This is a genomic window from Nonomuraea harbinensis (assembly GCF_019396385.1).
Taxonomy (GTDB): domain Bacteria; phylum Actinomycetota; class Actinomycetes; order Streptosporangiales; family Streptosporangiaceae; genus Nonomuraea; species Nonomuraea ferruginea.
The window spans coordinates 56,188-71,051 of record NZ_JAHKRN010000048.1 but is presented as its reverse complement, the minus strand read 5'-3'; the positions used below and the strand labels follow the sequence as shown (position 1 = coordinate 71,051).

General features: G+C 72.6%; 16 protein-coding genes. 9 read left to right on the top strand and 7 right to left on the bottom strand.

The window, feature by feature from the left end:
* Positions 1-40 precede the first annotated feature (40 nt).
* The 3 genes from KME79_RS35285 to KME79_RS35275 form a co-directional block, all read right to left on the bottom strand.
* Positions 41-511 carry an Lrp/AsnC family transcriptional regulator gene (locus tag KME79_RS35285; protein ID WP_219549590.1) on the bottom strand — a complete coding sequence of 157 codons (471 nt, stop codon included), beginning with the start codon at positions 509-511 and terminating at the stop codon, positions 41-43.
* Between the two features lie 7 nt (positions 512-518).
* Positions 519-908 (bottom strand): nuclear transport factor 2 family protein, encoded by a 390-nt coding sequence (locus tag KME79_RS35280; RefSeq protein ID WP_219549589.1) that lies wholly within the window; start codon positions 906-908, stop codon positions 519-521.
* Positions 909-1,047: 139 nt separating this feature from the next.
* Positions 1,048-2,235 carry a cytochrome P450 gene (locus KME79_RS35275; protein ID WP_219549588.1) on the bottom strand — a complete coding sequence of 396 codons (1,188 nt, stop codon included), beginning with the start codon at positions 2,233-2,235 and terminating at the stop codon, positions 1,048-1,050.
* Between the two features lie 199 nt (positions 2,236-2,434).
* On the opposite strand from KME79_RS35275, the gene KME79_RS35270 reads away from it, so the two are divergent.
* From KME79_RS35270 to KME79_RS35255, 4 genes are all read left to right on the top strand, one after another.
* The gene (locus KME79_RS35270; protein ID WP_219549587.1) at positions 2,435-3,655 is read left to right on the top strand and encodes a cytochrome P450; all 1,221 of its coding nucleotides are present in this window, start codon (positions 2,435-2,437) and stop codon (positions 3,653-3,655) included.
* The gene (locus tag KME79_RS35265) at positions 3,652-3,870 is read left to right on the top strand and encodes a ferredoxin (RefSeq protein WP_148031131.1); all 219 of its coding nucleotides are present in this window, start codon (positions 3,652-3,654) and stop codon (positions 3,868-3,870) included. Before KME79_RS35270 ends, KME79_RS35265 begins: the two co-directional genes overlap by 4 nt.
* 87 nt (positions 3,871-3,957) lie before the next feature.
* Positions 3,958-4,698: an SDR family oxidoreductase gene (locus KME79_RS35260; protein WP_219549585.1), complete on the top strand. Its 741-nt coding sequence runs from the start codon at positions 3,958-3,960 to the stop codon at positions 4,696-4,698.
* Between the two features lie 106 nt (positions 4,699-4,804).
* Complete coding sequence (locus tag KME79_RS35255; protein WP_246640945.1) at positions 4,805-5,584, top strand: SDR family NAD(P)-dependent oxidoreductase; 780 nt, start codon at positions 4,805-4,807, stop codon at positions 5,582-5,584.
* 633 nt (positions 5,585-6,217) lie between these two features.
* Here the strand turns inward: KME79_RS35255 and KME79_RS35250 are convergent.
* From KME79_RS35250 to KME79_RS35235, 4 genes are all read right to left on the bottom strand, one after another.
* Positions 6,218-6,913, bottom strand: a complete 696-nt coding sequence (locus KME79_RS35250) for a ThuA domain-containing protein (protein WP_219549583.1) — start codon at positions 6,911-6,913, stop codon at positions 6,218-6,220.
* Between the two features lie 208 nt (positions 6,914-7,121).
* Positions 7,122-7,844 carry an SDR family NAD(P)-dependent oxidoreductase gene (locus KME79_RS35245; RefSeq protein ID WP_219549581.1) on the bottom strand — a complete coding sequence of 241 codons (723 nt, stop codon included), beginning with the start codon at positions 7,842-7,844 and terminating at the stop codon, positions 7,122-7,124.
* Entirely contained in the window at positions 7,841-8,872 is a 1,032-nt protein-coding gene (locus KME79_RS35240; protein ID WP_219549579.1) for an amidohydrolase family protein, read from the bottom strand. Before KME79_RS35240 ends, KME79_RS35245 begins: the two co-directional genes overlap by 4 nt.
* The gene (locus KME79_RS35235; protein WP_219549577.1) at positions 8,865-10,226 is read right to left on the bottom strand and encodes a metal-dependent hydrolase family protein; all 1,362 of its coding nucleotides are present in this window, start codon (positions 10,224-10,226) and stop codon (positions 8,865-8,867) included. Before KME79_RS35235 ends, KME79_RS35240 begins: the two co-directional genes overlap by 8 nt.
* Positions 10,227-10,346: 120 nt before the next feature.
* Here KME79_RS35235 and KME79_RS35230 point away from each other — a divergent pair, with 120 nt between their 5' ends.
* From KME79_RS35230 to KME79_RS35210, 5 genes are all read left to right on the top strand, one after another.
* Complete coding sequence (locus KME79_RS35230) at positions 10,347-11,243, top strand: TrmB family transcriptional regulator (protein ID WP_261808494.1); 897 nt, start codon at positions 10,347-10,349, stop codon at positions 11,241-11,243.
* Between the two features lie 267 nt (positions 11,244-11,510).
* Positions 11,511-12,371, top strand: coding sequence for a branched-chain amino acid ABC transporter permease (locus KME79_RS35225; RefSeq protein WP_219549575.1), 861 nt, complete (start codon positions 11,511-11,513; stop codon positions 12,369-12,371).
* A complete protein-coding gene (locus KME79_RS35220; RefSeq protein WP_219549573.1) occupies positions 12,371-13,387 on the top strand; it encodes a branched-chain amino acid ABC transporter permease in 1,017 nt (338 codons plus the stop codon). Before KME79_RS35225 ends, KME79_RS35220 begins: the two co-directional genes overlap by 1 nt.
* Positions 13,384-14,154 carry an ABC transporter ATP-binding protein gene (locus KME79_RS35215; RefSeq protein ID WP_219549571.1) on the top strand — a complete coding sequence of 257 codons (771 nt, stop codon included), beginning with the start codon at positions 13,384-13,386 and terminating at the stop codon, positions 14,152-14,154. The genes KME79_RS35220 and KME79_RS35215 overlap by 4 nt, the downstream gene beginning before the upstream one ends.
* A complete protein-coding gene (locus KME79_RS35210) occupies positions 14,135-14,842 on the top strand; it encodes an ABC transporter ATP-binding protein (protein ID WP_219549569.1) in 708 nt (235 codons plus the stop codon). The genes KME79_RS35215 and KME79_RS35210 overlap by 20 nt, the downstream gene beginning before the upstream one ends.
* The last annotated feature ends 22 nt before the right edge of the window (positions 14,843-14,864 follow it).

Here is a 14,864-nt window from a genome sequence, read left to right as displayed (position 1 = left end):
CTTCCGATCGGCCGCGACCTCGCGGCCGGGCCCCGGTCGTTCAGGACGACGGCTTGACCTGCTGGAGGAGCGGGAGCACGCGGTACGGGACGCGGCCGCGCAGGGCTACCTCGGTACGGGTCCGGACCACGCCGGGAAGCGCGAGCAGGGCCTGCACGATCTGCTCCAGGTGACCGTTGTCGAGGGCGGCGATCCGGCACAGCAGGTCGCCCTCTCCGGTGGTCGAGTGTGCCTCCAGCACTTCCGGGAGCTGGCCGAGCCGCTCGGTCACGTCGTCCAGCCTGCCCTGCGCGAGGTGCAGGTGCACGAACGCCTGGACCGTGTAGCCGAGGGCGGCCGGCGACACGTGCGCGGCGTAGCCGGTGATCGCCCCGCGCCGCTCCAGCCGCGCGATGCGGGCCTGCACCGTGCCCCTGGCCACGCCGAGCACCCGCGCGTACTCGCGGTAGCCCGCGCGCGGCTCCTCCACGAGCAGGCGCAGGAGGGCCAGGTCCAGGTCGTCGAGGTCCACGAGCCTGTCAGCCCGCGAGCACGGGGGCGATCAGGGCCCGCCAGGGGGCCAGATCGGTGTAGTCGCGGAAGCCGATGATCAGCTCGCGGGCGGGATCCACCTCCGCGACGCCGTTGCAGGCGACGCTGTACTCCCGGCCGTCGATCCAGAACCGGTCGACCCGTTCGAGCCACGCGCGCTCGTCCGTGTAGCTCGCGGTCACCAGCTCCCACCGCACCCGCTCGGCGCGGCCCAGAATCGGCCGGAGCAACGCCGCTACGCCGGCCCGCCCGGCCACGGGCGCGTGCGGGACGTTCGCGTACGTGCCGTCCTCCGCGAAACATCCGGCCGCCGCGTCCGCATCCCTGGCGTGCACCGCCGCCAGAAACCGCTCCGTCACCCGATACCCGGCCGTCACCCGTCCCCACCCACCCTCCCGTGAGCGCCCAACACCCCACAGCCGGTCGTCACCGCACAGCCGGTCGTCACCGCACAGCCGGACCTCACCGCACAGACGGATCTCACCGCGTCGGCCGATCTCACCGCGTGGATGGATGTCATCGGAACAGCACTGGATAGGAGGCGAAGTGGTCGCGGGAGGAGTTGGGGTCGCGCCGCGGCGGATGGTGGGGGTCGGGGCGGGCGCCGGCGGTGAGCAGTGCCGACAGCATGAGGGTGACCGTACCGAGAACCTGCTCGGCGTCGTCGGCCGCCGGGACACCGCCGGCGAGTTCGGTGCCGATGCACGCGTGGGTGCCGCCGCCGAAGGCGTGGCCCCAGCGGGGGACGCCGGCCGGGACCTCGCGCAGGGGGTCGAACTCGTCCGGGCGCTCGAACACCCGGGGGTCGCGGTTGGCCGCCGCGATGTCCAGCACGACGAACGCGCCCTCGGGGATCTCGGTGCCGCCGCGCAGCACGGCGGGGGCCAGCGCGCGCCGCTGGGCGACGGGGCTGGCCGGGTGCAGCCGCAGGGTCTCGTGCACGCAGCGCTGGAGCAGGGCCGGATCGTCGAGGGCCTTCTCGGCGGCGGCCGGGTCGCGGCGGACCCAGGCGAAGAACTCGTCGGCCGAGTGCGTGAACGCGTCGGCGGTGCTGTGCGAGCCGGCCTGGAGGTAGAAGGCGCATTCGCGGAGCAGGATCTCCTGGTCGATGCCGAGCTCGTCCCAGTGGCGCAGCAGGCCGGTGAGCACGTCGCGGGGCAGGTCCTGCTCACCCAGCTCACCGGCCGCGTGCCGGGCCAGCAGCGCCCTGCGGCGCTCCAGCGACGGCCGCATGAACGTGGCGTCGAACTCGTCCAGCGCCGCCCGCACCTCGGCCCGGACGACGTCCGGGTCCCGGGTGGTGTGCACCAGGGTGGCGCCTTCGGAGAACTTCTTCGCGTAGCGGTAGAGCGCGTCCGCCTCGGCCGCGGAGCCGGTGGGCCGGTCGATGCCGGCGACCAGCGCGGTCAAGCTCATGATCGTGCGGTAGCCGAGCTCGACCAGGTCCGCGCGGCCGTCGGCGGCGAACGGCGCCAGCGTGTCGCGGACGACGTCGTGGAGGAACTCGCGCTCCCAGTGCCGGAACGTGCCCCGGCGGAACAGCCGGTTCTCCACCCTGCGCCGCACGCGGTGGTCCTCCCCGTGCAGCACCAGCAGGCAGTCGGCCATGACGACCCCGCCCTCGTCGTAGAGCGCCTGCTTGAGGTCGCGCAGCCGGAAGGCCTCGCGTACGTCGGCGTAGCCGTCAAGTGTGATCGTCGTCATCGCCACGCGCTCCCTGATTGACACGGGGTTAGAACACTAACGACGCTACCAGCGGACACTGCCCTGCGGAAGATGTGACCCTGCGTACCGCCCTGTTAGTCGTCGTTAGGGTCTTGACGCCGCTTGGTACGCCACGAGACCCTCAGCAGGGACCGGCAACCCCCCGATCCGGTCGTGCGCAACGGAGGAGCAAGTCCAGATGACAGCCGTCGCCGAAGAGACAACGATCGTCCTCACCACGTTCGCGGACGCCAAGGACGCCTATCGCAGCAAGGACCTGCGCCAGTCGCTCTACGACGAGGGCGAGGTCGTGATGGCGGACGTGCTGGTGAACCTGCACGGCGACGAGCACCGGTCCCGGCGCCGGGTGGAGAACCGGATGTTCCGCCGCGAGGTGTTCGAACGCTACGAACGCGAGCTGTTCCCAAGGGTGATCGAGCAGACCCTGGCCCCGTACCGGACGGAGGGCCGGGTCGACCTGGTGCACCTGGGGCACGAGCTGATGCTCAACCTCGCCGCCCTGACCGCGGGCGTCGACCGCCCCGCGGGCACCGCCGAGGAGACCGGCCGGCTCTACGCGTACATGATGAGTTTCATCGAGGGCGCCACGCTCGCGCACTCGACGAAGGACAAGGACGAGCAGCGGCGCGTGATCGCACGGGCCCTCGAAGACTGGGACGCGGAGTTCCTGGCCCCGTCCATCGCCCGCCGCCGCGACCTGCTGGAGCGGGAGGCGGCCGGCGAGGACGTGGACGTGCCCAGCGACGTGCTGACCACGCTGCTGCGGCACACCGGGGAGCTGCGCCTGCCGCACGAGGTGATCCGCAGGGAGGTCGCGTTCTTCCTGCTGGCCGGCGCGCACACCAGCGCCACCGCGTTCGTCCGCTCGGTCGATCACATCCTGGGCTGGATCGAGGCGCACCCCGAGGACGCCGGGCCCGCCGCCGCCGACCCGCTGTTCGTCCAGCGCTCCGTGCACGAGACCGTACGGCTCAACCCGTCCAGCCCCATCGGCCGGAGGCGCGCGCTGGCTCCGGTCTCGCTGCGTTCCGGCATCGAGATCCCCGAGGGCGCGACCGTGGTGATCGACCTGCAGTCGGTCAACCGCGACCCGGAGGTCTTCGGCGCGGACGCCGCCGCGTTCGACCCGCACCGCACGTTCCCCCCGAACGTGGCCCCGTTCGGGCTGAGCTTCGCCGCGGGGATGCACGTGTGCATCGGCCAGGACCTCGCCGCCGGGGTCGTGCAACGGGCCGGCTCGGATCCGGACGACCACCTCTTCGGCCTGGTCACCGGTGTGGTCCAGCGGATGTTCGCGGCGCGGGTGCGGCGCGACCCGGACAACCCGCCGCAGCGTGACGCCAACACCCAGCGGCCCTACTGGGGTTCCTACCCGGTCCTGTTCGGAGGCGGCGAGTGACGTACCGGATCGAACTCGATCGGGACGTGTGCATCAGCTCCGGCAGGTGCGTCGCGGAGGCGCCGGAGTCGTTCCGCTTCGACGACGACGAGATCGTCGCGCTGGTCCCTGGCGGGCCGCGGCTGACGGACGAGCACATCTTCGACCTCGCCCGCGACTGTCCCTCCGGCGCCATCCGCGTCTTCGACGGGGACGAGGAGATCGATGTCTACTGAGGGCGCCTTCGCGTCACGACTGATCCCGTTCGTGAACACCTGGGGCGGGCCGCTCGGGCGGTCCGCCGCGCGGCGCGAGCCGTAGTCGTGGACCTGGGAATCCGGGGCCGGCGCGCGGCCGTGGCGGCGGCGAGCGCGGGGCTCGGTCACGCGAGCGCGGCCGCGCTGGTAGCGGAGGGGGCGCGGGTCACGATCTGCGGCTCCGACGAGGAGCGGGCGCGCGCCGCGGCGGAGCGCCTGGGGCCAGGCGTGCGGTGGCTGCGCGCCGACGTCTCAGGGCCGGACGGCGCCGCCGCGTTCGTGGAGGAGGCCGCGGCGCTGATGGGCGGGCTCGACATCCTGGTGGTGAACGGGCCCGGCCCGCCGCCCGGCACGATCGCGCAGACCCCGCTGGACGCCTATCGACCGGCGCTGGAACGCAGCCTGCTCGCCGTCGTGCGGATGTCGCTGGCCGCGCTGCCGTTCATGCGGGAGGGTGGCTGGGGCCGGATCGTCGCGATCACCTCGCTCGGCGTGCGCCAGCCGTACCCGAACCTCGCGCTGTCCAACACCGCACGCGCGGGCGCCACGGGTTTCCTGCGCACGCTGGCCCGCGAGGTGGCCGCGGACGGGATCACGGTGAACTCCGTGCAGCCCGGCCTGCACCGTACGGAACGGGTCACGCAGGTGTACGGCGACAGCCCGCCGGTCGGCGACGTGCCGGCGGGACGGCTGGGCGAGCCGGCCGACCTCGGCGCGGTCGTCGCGTTCCTGTGCTCGGCGCAGGCCGGTTACCTCACCGGCGCGGCGGTGCCCGTGGACGGAGGGGCCTACCAGGCGCTGCTGTGACCGGGTGACCCGTCGAACGTTGTGAACAAGGCACGCCGCCGCGTCCCTTAGCGTCGTTATCCTTATGACGACGCTTGGGGACAGGCCGACAAGGGGAGAGAACAGCATGACGAAATGGGCCGTGGTCACCGGGGCGGCGCACGGCATCGGAGCCGTCATCGCCGAGTACGCGGTGAAAGAGGGCTACCGGGTCGCCGCATGGGACGTCGACGGCCCGGCCGTCGAGCAGACGGCCCGCGACATCGGCGACGCGTGCGCGGGCACGGCCGTCGACGTCGCCGACGAGGAGTCGGTGCGCGCCGCGGCGGCGCTGCTGCCGGAGCCGCCGCAGCTGGTGGTGAACAACGCCGGCATCGTCCGGTTCGGGCCGCTGCTCGACCTCCCGGTGGCCGAGTGGGAGGCCGCGCTGCGGGTCAATCTGACGGGCACCTTCATCGTCGCCAGGACGCTCGCCAGGGCGATGGCCGACGCCGGCGGAGGCGCGATCGTCAACCTGGCCTCGATCAACGGCATCGCGGCCGCCCCGAACGCGGGCGCCTACTCGGCCAGCAAGGCCGGCGTCGTCCGGCTGACCGAGCACATGGCGATGGAGTGGGCCAGGCACGGCATCCGCGTCAACTGCGTGGCTCCCGGACTCATCCACGCGGGCATGTCCGACGCCATCTACGCCGACCCCGAGGTCCGGCGCGTCCGCCAGGGCGCGGTGCCCCTGGCCCGGCTCGGCTCGGCCGAGGACATCGCCGCCGCCGTCCTCTTCCTCGGCTCCGAGAAGTCCGCCTACGTCAGCGGCCAGACCCTCGCCGTCGACGGCGGCCTCATCAAGAGCACCCTCGCCTCCCTCCCACGCCCGGCCTCAGTGGACTCCGTCGGCTTCGCCGAGGCCTGACGACTGGGGGCGCGTCACGTCGTACGTGACGCGCCCCCGCCGTCGTGTGCACGGCTGTTCGCGCACCGGCGGGACCATCTCGCGTACGTAGGGCCGTCTCGCACACCGCGTGCCGGGGGCGATGGAGGGCTGTCTCGCACATGCGGGGCTCTCCACGCATGCAGGGCTCTCCGCACATGTGGGGCCCTCGCGAGTACGGGGCCCTCGCGGATGTGGGGCCGTCTCGCGAACTCCCGCCTGTTCAGGCGCCCGCGGTACCACGGTTCTCTCCTGTAAGAGCGACTCCCTCGTACGAGGCCGTTCACGGGCTCGTGGGCCTGTCCGGCGCGTACCCGCCAACTCCCGTATCCGCCGCTCCGCATGTACGAGCCGACTCGCAAGCACCTGGGACTCGCGGCACGGGAACTTGGGTGTCTGCGGACTGGCTGCGCGTGGGACTCACGGGCGCCTGCGGCGGACTGGCAGGCACGGCGGCGCCACAGGCATGGGCCGTCTCGCATGTGCGAGCCGTCGCGTGTGCGTGCCGTCTCCCTGTGCGTGCCGTCTCCCGTGTGGCGGGCCGTTTCATACGCGCTGGTCGGTACGGCGGTGAGGTTGTCTTCACACGTGCGGGTGTGGTTTGGGGTGTGTGGGTCAGCCGTGGGTGGTCCAGTGGATGGCGCGGCGGAGGATTTCGCGGTGTTCGGGGACCTCGTACGACGGCGGGTGGTGGCCGAGGGCGTCGTAGACGATGCGGCCGCCGGCGTGTTCGCGGGCCCACAGCAGGGGGTGACGGCTGTGGGTGTCCGGGCCGGTGGGCTGGGCGGCGGTCAGGAGCGGGACGGTCCCGGGCGCCCGTTCCAGGTTCCCGTAGACCTCGTCGACGACCGTGAACGGGTCAAGGCCGTCGATCAGTTCGTGCCCGCCCTCCGGCCGCACCTCGACCGCGGGGCCGATGGGCGGGTGGTGCGAGCGGCCCCACACCCAGGCGGCGCCGAGCGCCCGCCCCCACTCCGGCCAGTCGTCGAAGCAGATGCTCGCCGTGTGCATGCCGAGCACGCCGCCGCCCGCTTCAAGGTGGGCCGCCAGCCTGGCCCTGGCGCTCCGGGACGGGCTCGCGCCCTCCGTTCCGGCCAGTTCCCGATAGCGGTCGGGGGTGCCTGGCCCGGTCATCGTCCAGCGCAGCGCGTTCACCACCAGCAGCGCCGCACCCGGCAGCGCCCGCAGGGCGGCGTCCACGTCGGTATGGACCTCCGCCCGGATCCCCTGTCCGGACAGGAGCTCCACCAGGCAGGCGGTGGTGGCGGGGAAGTCGTGAGTGAGCCCTCCGGACAGCACAACGGCACGCATGGGGTGTCCCTTCGCAGTTAGGTGTCAGATCAGCCTGGGTGCCCTATCGACAGCCACCGGGGCAGGCTGGGTATCCGCACGAAGCCTCCGTCTCCGCACGGAAGCTCTGTCTCCGCACAAAAGCTTCGTCGCCACACGAAAGCTTTGTCTCCGTACGGAAGCTCCGTACGAAACGCTGCACGAAGAGGCTGTGGAGGGCATGGGGTCGTCAGGTGGCTGTCCAGGCGCCGTCGACCGGGATCACCGCGCCCGTGAGGTACGACGCTCCGCCGGAGAGGAGGAACGCCACGGCCGCCGCGACCTCTTCCGGCTCGCCCACGCGCGCCATCGGGACGCGGTTCATCAGCCACGCCGCCTGCTCGGGTGCGCCGAGCCGGTCCGCTGTCATGGGGGTACGGATGACGCCGGGCGCGATGGCGTTGACCCGGATCCCGGCGGTGGCCAGCTCGGCCGCCGCCGCGCGGACCAGCCCGGCGACCCCGGCCTTGGCGGCCACGTAGTGCGGCTGTCCGGCGACGGCGTGGGTGCCGGTCACCGAGCTGATGGTGACGACGGCGCCGCCGACGCCGGCCGCCAGCCAGCGCCGGGCACAGCCCTGGATGCCCAGGAACGTCCCGGTGACGTGCACGGAAAGCATGCGTTCGAACTCGGCGACGTCTAGCTCGGTGATCGCGCCGCGGCTCCGGTGGCCGGCGCAGTTCACCAGGGCGTCGAGCGGCCAGGCCGCGTCGAGCACGCGCTCCCAGGACTCCCGGTCGGCCACGTCGAGCTCGTGCCGCCCCGGCCCGGGGCGCAGGTCGGCGACCTCGACCTCCCAGCCCTGCGCGGCGAGGAGCTGCGCGCACGCGAGGCCGATGCCGGAGGCACCACCGGTGACGAGGACGCGGCAGGGTGCGCTGGCCGAATCTCCCACGTGGCCGAGAGTCGTCATCGGACCTCCAGCAGGTCAGGGCGGCGCAGGAGTCTGGCGGCGTTGGCGGCCAGGACCGCGGGGTCGAGCCCTGGGCCCTCGTGGGCGCCGGAGTCCCAGCCGGCGAAGTTGGTGCCGAACACCAGCCGCTCGGTCCCCGCGTGCTCGGCGAGCAGGTGAAGCGACAGGTCGTCGTGCACATGGGTGTCGAACCACAGGCGGCGGTAGTAGTGCTCGAACCCGTTCTCCCGCAGCTTCGCGCCGGCCCACGGGCGCTTCTCCACGGCGCGGGCGAACCGACCGGCGACGAACGCCGCGGCGCCGCCGCCGTGCGAGACGCACACGTCCAGGCCGGGATGCCGGTCGAGCACGCCGCCGAAGACCAGCGCCGCCACGGCCAGCGTCTCGTCGCGGGCGAACCCGAAGAGCAGGTCGAGGTCGAAGCGGCGCAGCCGGGGGTCCTGCGGCGGCCCGTCCGGGCCGAGCGGCGACGGGTGCACGAACAGCGGCACGTCCAGGTCGGCGAGCGCCTCGTAGAGCGGGTCGAGCCCGGGGTCGTCGAGGGTGCGCCCGGCCGGGTCGGTGCCGATGTACACGGCCGCCATCCCCAGCTCGCGCACGGCGCGCCGGGCCTCGGCGATCGACGCGGGGACGTCCTGCACCGGCAGCTGGGCGGCGCCGAGCAGGCGCGCCGGGTGCTTGCCCACCGTCTCGGCCAGCGCGTCGTTGTGGGTGCGCGCGTAGGCCACCGCCGCGCCGGGGTCCAGCCGGTCGAAGTAGGTCAGCGGGTTGGGCGACAGCAACTGCACGTCGACGCCGGCCTCGTCCATGGCGGCGATGCGGACGTCCACGTCCATGAAGGGGCTTCCGGCGTAGCGCACGCCGTTCAGCACGTACCCGCCGACGCGGTAGAAGGGCGTGCCGTCGGGCGAGACGCCCAGCTCGGGCCCCGCCGCGCCGGCCGCCCCGAGGCCGACCTCCAGTACGGCGTGCGCGTGCACGTCGATCACCGGTGAACGCCCGGGAGGAAGCTCGGGGTGGTCAGACACGGGCCAGCTTCTCCAGTTGATCCTCGGTCAGGGCCAGCCCGCGGGTGAGGGGGCAGGAGGCGAGGAACCTGACCTGGTCGGTGGAGCGCATGCGGCGCTCGGGGATCGGGGTGGTGAGGTCGATCCGGCGCCCGCCCTTGATCACCTCGGCGATCCGGGTGCGGTCCTGGAGGATCGTGACGTCCTTCAGCGGGTCGCCGTCGACGATGAGGACGTCGGCGAGCCGGCCGGTCTCCAGGGTGCCGACCTCGCCTTCCATGCGCAGCGCGAAGGCGCCGTTGCGGGTGGCGGCGACGATCGCCGCCATCGGCGTCATGCCCATGTACTGGACGAACATCTCCAGCTCGCGGGCGTGCCACTCGCCTACGGGGGTGACGGCGAAGCCGGTCTCCGAGCCGGTGAGGAACGGCACGCCGGCGGCGTGCGCCTTGGCCATCTGCGCGGCGGTGACCTCGATCTCGGCGCGGAACACGTCGAGCAGCTCGGGCGCGCTGCCGATCTTCTGGCCGTAGTCGGCGAGGTTGCCGAGGAGCGTGAACGTCGGGCACAGCGCGCTGCCGGACTCGACGACGGCTTCGAGCGCCTCGTCGTCCATGTAGGAGGCGTGGTAGATCAGGTCGACGCCCGCCCTGGCGGCGTCGCGGGTGCTCTCGGAGTTGCGGCAGTGGGCGACGACCTTGGTGTTGAGCTCGTGCGCGGCGTCGCAGACGGTACGGAGCTCGTCGAAGCTCCAGACCTTGACCTCGGGGCCCTTCATGGACGGGATCAGGCCGGTGACCATGATCTTGATCCAGTCGACCCCGTACTTGATCTGGCGTCGTACCTCTTTGACCATCATGTCGCGGTTGTGGACGACGGTCGCGTAGCCGGTGGTGCCCTCGTCGCGGATCATCCGGCCGGCGGTGCCGCCGAGCATGGTCATCAGGGCCTGTCCCCCGGCGCGCATGCGGGGACCTTCCACGATGCCGGTGTCGATGGCGTCCCGCAGCTCGACGCCGATGGACCACAGGCAGTCGGCGTCGAGCACGCCGGTCACCCCGGCGCGGAGCACCTTGCGGGCGTGGTAGACCGACAGCATCGAGCTGTAGCCCTGCGTGCGGTGGTTGAGCAACTCGTCGTTGCCGGTCGGCTCGCCGAAGCTGAGGTGGGTGTGGGCGTCGATCAGGCCGGGCATGACCGTGCGCCCGCTCGCGTCGATCCGCTCGTCCACGCCGCCCGACTCGGCCTGGGCCAGCGCCTCGGCGCCCAGGGCGGCGATCCGGTCGCCGCGCACCAGCACCGCCTCGTCGGCTCGCGGCGCGGCGCCGGTGCCGTCGATGACGGCGCCTCCGGTGATCAAGATGCTGTCGGCCATCGGCTCTCCTCGGACCTCGTTATGCGTCAGAAGGTTAACTACTATGAACCGTCCTGGCTAGACTGGCCTGGCGGTGATCGGAATTCGTCCCGGAGCCCGAGGTGATGCGACGATGGCAACGTGTCTCAGCAGAGAGTGATCGAAGAGCTCCAGCGCCTCGGCATGTCCGGTTACGAGGCCAAGGCCTACGTCGCGCTCGTGGCGGCCGGCGCCCCGCTCAACGGCTACGAGGTGGCCAAACGATCGGGAGTGCCGCGCAGCACGGTCTACGAGACGCTGGGCAAGCTCGTGGGCCGGGGAGCCGCCTACGAGGTGCGGCTCGGCGACGCGGGCGTGGGCTACATCTCGCTGCCCCCGATGTCGCTGCTCGACCGGATGCGGCGCGAGTTCGACCAGTCGATCAGCACGCTGCGCGAGTCGCTGCCCGAGGTGGCCTCGCCCACCCAGGTCCGGCTGATCCACAACCTTACCGACCGGTCGTCGCTGATCACCCGGGCCGAGGACGTGGTCTCGGCGGCGCGCAGAGACCTGTTCCTGTCCGGGTGGCCGGCGGAGCTGGAGCCGCTCAAGCCGCTGGCCCGCAGGGCCGAGTCCGACGGCGTCGACGTCTCCACGGTCGTCTTCGGCGACGACCCCGACCCGGTGGGCCACACCACCCAGCACCGCTTCTCCAGCCCCAAGGTGGCGCTGGAGAACCTGGGCTGCCGGCTGCTGGTCGTGGTGGCCGACCGCGAGCAGGCGGTCATCGGCGGCGTGATCAACGACGACGCCTGGGGCGTCTACACCGACGACCCGGCGGTGGTCCTGGTCGCGGTCGAGTACGTGCGCCACGACATCGCCATGCACCTCATCGTGGAGAAGTTCGCGGCCGAGGACTTCGAGACCTTCTGGAAGTCCGATCCGGCGCTGCTGCGGCTGCGCGCCGACCACGGCGCCCCCGCCACGCTGCTCAGAAGGGGCGCCGGCGCGCCCCCGCCCGCCCCCGGCCGCCGGCGCGGGAACGACACGTCCCGCTGATCCGCTGACGCGGGGGCGTCCGGCGGTTCTCGGCGGACGGACCCCCGGATCCGCCCGACGGCCCCGCCCGCCGATCCGGCGGCCGGGCCGCATCAGGATCGCGACGGCGTCCATCTGACGATGGGCGCCGTTTTCGCGTGCCCGCAGGCCGGGCCGCCTGACCGCGCTCCGCTCGCTCCCGCCTCGCCGCGTCGTTGCCAAATCGGGACTGTCGCGTCTTCCCATTGGACGTTAGCATCCTGACGACTAGCGGCTGGAGGCGTAACCGTGTGGCAACAGATCATCAGCGGCTTGCAGGCGGGGAGCTGGTACTCCCTCATGGCACTGGCCATGGTCCTCGTGCTGAAGGCGACCGACGTACCCAACTTCGCCATGGCTGAGCTGGGATTGTTTCCGGCTTTCTGCACCTGGGCGCTCATCGACGGCGCGCACCTGTCATGGTGGCTTGCGGTACCGATCGGGTTGCTCATCGGCGTCGCGCTGTCCGTAGTGGTGGAACGAACGGCTATCCGTCCGATCCTGGCGGAGAACCATTTCGCCACGGTCCTGATGACGATCGCGGTCTTCGTCGTGATCAACGCGGTCGTCCAGCTCGTGTGGGGATCCGAGCCCCGCAAGATCGACTCCCCGTTCGCGGGCTCGTTCACCGTGGCCGGGCAGGTCGTGGCGTACGAGCAGCTGCTCAGCATCGCGGCCGGGCTGGCGGTGATGGCCGGGCTCATCCTCTTCTTCCGCACGCCGCTCGGCGTGCGGATGCAGGCGATCGCGGAGGACCGCGTGACGCCGAGGCTGCTCGGCGTCTCGGTCACGACGGTGTTCCGCACCTCGTGGGCCCTGGCGGGGGCGATCGCCACGATCGCGCTGCTGCTGCAGGGGCAGGCTTCGCTGCTCACCGACCAGAACGGCTCGGGGCTGCTCATCAAGGGCTTCGTCGCGGCGACGCTCGGCGGGTTCTCCAGCATCACCGGGGCGTTCGTCGGCGGGCTCGCGCTCGGCGTGGCGGAGAACCTGGCGGGCGCGTACATCTCGACGTCGAGCAAGACCGCGATCGCGCTGCTGGCCATCGTCGTGGTGCTGTCGATCAAGCCGCAGGGGCTGTTCGGCCGCCACCAGGTCCGGGAGGTCTGATGACACCGCTCGCGCTGCTCTCCGGCTCGCCCCGGCGGGTCGCCGGCGTGGCCGGCGCCGTCGCGGCGGCGCTCGTCCTGCTCGCACTGCCCGGCCTGGTCAACCCGTACCTGCTGTTCCAGGCGTGCCTGGTCATGGTGACGGCCACGGCCGGGCTCGGGCTGGTCCTGATCATGGGATGGTCGGGGCAGATCGCGCTGTCCCAGGCCGGTTTCCTCGGCGTCGGGGCGTACGCGACCACATACCTGGTCGCGCAGGGCTGGGCCTGGCCGCTCGCGGCGGTCACCGCGGGCCTGGTCGCCGCGCTGTTCGGGGTGCTGATCGGGCTGCCGGCCACCCGGCTGCGCGGCTTCTACCTGGCGATCGCCACGCTCGCGTTCGCCGAGCTGATGATCCGCGTGTTCGTGGAGGCCACGCCGGTCACCGGCGGCATCGCCGGCACCGCCGTGCAGGCCGTGGTGCTGCCCGGGATCGACGTCGACGGCAGCCGCTGGTACCTGTGCCTCGCCGTGGCGGCCGTCACCACCGCCGTCGTCATGCGCATCGGGCGCGTCGGGCTCGGCAGGCGCCTGCGGGTCGTGCGGGACGCGGAGATCGCCGCGCCGTCGCTGGGGGTGAGCCCGATGCGGACGAAGCTGCTGGCCTTCGCGCTGTCGGCGTTCATCGGGGGCATCGCGGGGGCGCTGTACGCGCAGTGCCTGTCGTACCTGACGCCGGAGATCTTCGACATGGGGCTGCTCATCGAGTTCCTGGTCATCGCGTTCCTCGGCGGCGTGGGTTACGTCGCCGGGCCGTTCCTCGGCGCCGTCGTGGTGGTGGTGCTGCGTGACCTGCTGCAGGACCTGGGGAGCTGGCAGCGGCTGGTGTACGGGCTGATTCTCGCGCTGGCGATCGCGTTCCTGCCGCGCGGGCTGGCCTCGCTGCCCGCCCGGCTGCGGGCCAGGCGCCCGGCCCCGCCGGCGCCCGAACCGCCGCCCGTGTCCGGGCAGGCCGACCTGACGGGAGCCGCCCGATGAACGCGCTCGAACTGTCCGGGATCGCCGTGCGCTTCGGCGGCAACGAGGTGCTGAAGGGCGTCGACCTCGCCGTCGGCACGGGGTTCACCGGGCTGATCGGCCCGAACGGCGCGGGCAAGACGACGGTGTTCAACGTGGTGACCGGCTATGTGCGGCCGGTCGCGGGGTCGGTGCGGATCGCGGGCGAGCCCGTACGCGCCGGCCGCCCGGCCGTCGTGGCCCGCAGAGGCGTGCGCCGGACCTTCCAGACTCCCCGGCTGGTGGCCGAGCTGTCGGTCGAGGCGAACGTGCTGGCCGGGCTGGACGCCGGGCTGCCCCCGGGCGGTGGGCTGGCCGACTTCCTCGGGGTCTCGCGCGGGGCGCGCACCGCCAGGGAGCGGGCCCGGGAGCTGCTCGACGCCTTCGGGCTGGCCGCACGCGCCGCCGAGCCCGCCGGCAACCTGCCGCTGGGCAGCCAGAAGATCGTCGAAGTCGTCCGCGCGCTGGCTCCGCGGCCGCGCATCGTGCTGCTGGACGAACCCGCCGCCGGACTGTCGGCGGCCGACGTCGACCGGATGGTGGCGCCGCTGGCCGAGATCGGCGAGCGGGACGAGCTGTCCATCCTGATCATCGAGCACGACCTGGAGCTCGTCTCGCGGCTGTGCCCGCGGGTCGCGGCGCTGCACTTCGGGCGCATCCTGGCGGACGGCACTCCGGCCGAGGTCCTCGCCCATCCCGATGTCGTCAAGGCCTACCTGGGAGCCGGCGTTGCTACTGTCGATTCGTGAGCTGACCTCCGGCTACGGCCGGGTCCCGGTGCTGCGCGGGGTCGACCTCGACGTGGCGGAGGGCGAGATCGTCGCGCTGCTCGGGGTCAACGGCGCGGGCAAGACCACGACGCTGCGCGCCGTCTCCGGCGTGCTGCCCACCTGGTCGGGCTCGGTGAGCTTCGACGGCGCCACGCTCGGCGGGCGGCCGCCGGAGGCCAGGGCCAGGCTCGGCCTCGGCCACGTCCCCGAGGGCCGCGGCATCCTCTCGTCCCTCACCGTGCGGCAGAACCTGCGCCTGGGCGCCACCGCCCGCGGGCGCGGCGCCCGGGACGTCGCCCAGGACGAGGAGCGGCTGCTGGAGGTGTTCGACGCGCTCCGCGACAAGCTGGCCGCGCCCGCCGGTTCGCTGTCCGGCGGCCAGCAGCAGATGCTGGCCGTCGCCAGGGCGCTGCTCGGCCGGCCGCGCCTGGTGATGGTGGACGAGATGTCCTTCGGCCTCGCGCCCATCCTGGTCACCCAGCTGCTCGGGCTGGTCGCCCGGTTGCGGGCGGAGTCGGGCACCGCGTTCCTGCTCGTCGAGCAGAACTCGGCCGTGCTCGACATCGCGGACCGCGCGTACGTGCTCGCCGGCGGAGCCGTGCACACCTCGGGCCCCGCCCACGAGCTCGCGGACTCGGAGAACCTCGTCCGCGCCTACCTCGGCTGAACCACTAGCACCATTCTGACTG

Coding starts and splice junctions, on each gene's coding strand:
- KME79_RS35245 (WP_219549581.1), bottom strand. CDS start 7,844: ATGACGACTCTCGGCCACGTGGGAGATTCGGCCAGCGCACCCTGCCGC.
- KME79_RS35270 (WP_219549587.1), top strand. CDS start 2,435: ATGACAGCCGTCGCCGAAGAGACAACGATCGTCCTCACCACGTTCGCG.
- KME79_RS35275 (WP_219549588.1), bottom strand. CDS start 2,235: ATGACGACGATCACACTTGACGGCTACGCCGACGTACGCGAGGCCTTC.
- KME79_RS35235 (WP_219549577.1), bottom strand. CDS start 10,226: ATGGCCGACAGCATCTTGATCACCGGAGGCGCCGTCATCGACGGCACC.
- KME79_RS35220 (WP_219549573.1), top strand. CDS start 12,371: ATGACACCGCTCGCGCTGCTCTCCGGCTCGCCCCGGCGGGTCGCCGGC.
- KME79_RS35215 (WP_219549571.1), top strand. CDS start 13,384: ATGAACGCGCTCGAACTGTCCGGGATCGCCGTGCGCTTCGGCGGCAAC.
- KME79_RS35250 (WP_219549583.1), bottom strand. CDS start 6,913: ATGCGTGCCGTTGTGCTGTCCGGAGGGCTCACTCACGACTTCCCCGCC.
- KME79_RS35255 (WP_246640945.1), top strand. CDS start 4,805: ATGACGAAATGGGCCGTGGTCACCGGGGCGGCGCACGGCATCGGAGCC.